This window comes from Nguyenibacter vanlangensis, assembly GCF_013376155.1.
Taxonomy (GTDB): Bacteria; Pseudomonadota; Alphaproteobacteria; order Acetobacterales; family Acetobacteraceae; genus Gluconacetobacter; species Gluconacetobacter vanlangensis.
This window is the reverse complement of the sequence record NZ_JABXXP010000510.1, coordinates 1-2,057: the sequence shown is the minus strand read 5'-3', so window position 1 is coordinate 2,057 and position 2,057 is coordinate 1. Positions and strand designations below refer to the sequence as shown.

Annotated in this window: 3 protein-coding genes; 2 read left to right on the top strand and 1 reads right to left on the bottom strand. The window is 65.2% G+C overall.

Features of this window, described 5'->3' with window-relative positions; all coding sequences use genetic code 11:
• On the bottom strand, window positions 1-239 hold a 239-nt coding region (locus HUK84_RS15965), incomplete at its 3' end, for a hypothetical protein (RefSeq protein WP_176641165.1).
• Window positions 240-652: 413 nt separating this feature from the next.
• On the opposite strand from HUK84_RS15965, the gene HUK84_RS15960 reads away from it, so the two are divergent.
• Both HUK84_RS15960 and HUK84_RS15955 read left to right on the top strand, forming a co-directional pair.
• Entirely contained in the window at window positions 653-1,351 is a 699-nt protein-coding gene (locus HUK84_RS15960; protein WP_176641164.1) for a GntR family transcriptional regulator, read from the top strand.
• Window positions 1,352-1,562: 211 nt separating this feature from the next.
• A partial coding sequence (locus HUK84_RS15955; protein ID WP_246285731.1) for a M28 family peptidase occupies window positions 1,563-2,057 on the top strand: 495 nt, incomplete at its 3' end.

Below are 2,057 nucleotides of genomic sequence, written 5' to 3'. Positions count from 1 at the left end.
GGCGCCGGGACGGGTGTGCGGGCAGGTACGGCGTGGGCCGCCTTGGATGCCGCGCCCCGGATCGAACCTGGGACCGAACTGGAGATCGAACCGGGGGCCGAACCTTGGGCCAGCGCCGGCAGCGGCAGCAACAGGCCGGCCAGGACGCTGCCCAGGGTGCTGTTCAGGCTCACCCGCCGCCGCAGGGACGGGCGTCGCGGCAGGCGTAAGGGGCAGGCGGGTAAAAAGGGCGGGCGCATGCGGGTTTCCTTGTCCAAATGCCAGAATCCAGAAGCGAGGGGGCGGAAATGACGGCATCTGTCATTCCCGAATCGTCGCCCGTCCCGCGGCCAGTCTGATGGCGCAATCTGATCTACAAAAAGCCACAGAAAATCGATCGATCGTTGCATACAAGATATAAGACAAGCGCCCGCAAAACGCGCCCTCTTTGCGCAAAGATGACAGATTTTTTAAATCTAAAACGTAACATATTAAAAATATGAGGAAAATTTCCTCGCAATCCACCGTGCTCAGACAAAATAGATCAATTCTTATGCATAAAATAATGCATAAGAACAAATAATAATCACATTAAAATAGGACGTCCAATCGGCTCTGATCCGCCGACATCATACAGATTGCGAAATGTCATCCCGTTGGTCATAGTCCTTGTATGCGAGACGCCGCCAAAGACGATGCACACAAGACGCCGCACCTGATCGAGGACCGCATCATTCATGCGGCGCTCTCGGGCCGCATCGCACCCGGCGAACGGCTGGGCGAGAAGGAATTGTCCGAAATCTTCGGCGTCTCCCGCACCCTGGTGCGCGAGGCGATGATGCGCCTGCAGGCCCGCGGCATCGTCGAGGTCTCGGCCCGGCGCGGCTGGTTCGTCGTCGAACCCTCGGTGCGCGAAGCCCAGAACACCATCGACGCCCGCCGCGCGCTGGAGGTCGGCATGCTGGTCACGCTCGGCCGGGTGGACGCGGCCGCGATCCGGGCATTGCGCGCGCATGTCCACGCCGAACAGCAGGCCATCGCCGGCGGCGACCGCGCCGAACGCAGCTACCTGCTCGGCCATTTCCATGTCTGCCTGGCCGAAACCCTTGGCAATCCGGTGCTCGCCGCCCTGCTGCAGGACCTGACCACCCGCACCGTGCTGATCGCCGCCCTCTATCAATCCTCGCACGACGCGCACGAATCCTGCCGCGAGCATGACGAGATCATCGACGCGCTCGAACACGGCGACACGCAAGGCGCCGCACGGCTGATGGACACGCATCTCCGCCATGTCGAGAAGGCGCTGAACTATCGCAGCGCCTCCAACCGGCTGGACCACCTCAAGGCCGCGCTCCAGGCCGCGCCGCGCTGACCCGGTTCGCCCCCCCATCTCGCGCCTCCCGTCTCGCGCCCCCGTCTCGCGCCCTGCGGATTGCCTTCCATTCCATCTTGTATACAAGACGCTGAGCCGGCAGGATATCCTCGTGCCCCATTCCCCCCTTGCCACACCAACTCGCTCCCCCGGCGCCCGTCCCTCCGGTGATCGCCCTTCCGGCGCCCGCGCGGTATCGCGGTGCGACCTTTTGGGCGAGCTGCCCTATTCGGACGTGCCGGGGCAGTTGTTCCGGCCCTATCTGGGCGGCGGGCACGCGGCGACCCTGGACCGGATCGCCGCCTGGATGGCCGAGGCCGGGATGCGCGCGCGCATCGACCCGGCGGGCAACATCGTCGGCCGGTATGAGGGCAGCATGCCCGACGCCCCGGCGCTGCTGCTCGGCTCGCATGTCGACAGCGTGCGCGACGCCGGCCGCTATGACGGCATGCTGGGGGTGATGCTGGGGATCGAAACCGTCGCCCATTTCGCCGAACGCGGCCGGCGCTTTCCCTTCGCGCTCGAAGTGATCGGCTTCGGGGATGAGGAAGGCTCGCGCTTTCCGGTCTCGATGCTGTGCAGCCGCGCGGTGGCCGGCGCGCTGGCCGGCCAGGACATGACCCAGGACACGACTCTGGTCGACGCCCAGGGCACCAGCCTGGCCGACGCGCTCGGCGGCTTCGGCCTCGACCTGGCCCGCTTCGGC

Excerpts from the sequence above, each read along its gene's own strand:
- HUK84_RS15960 (WP_176641164.1), top strand. The coding sequence starts at position 653 with ATGCGAGACGCCGCCAAAGACGATGCACACAAGACGCCGCACCTGATC.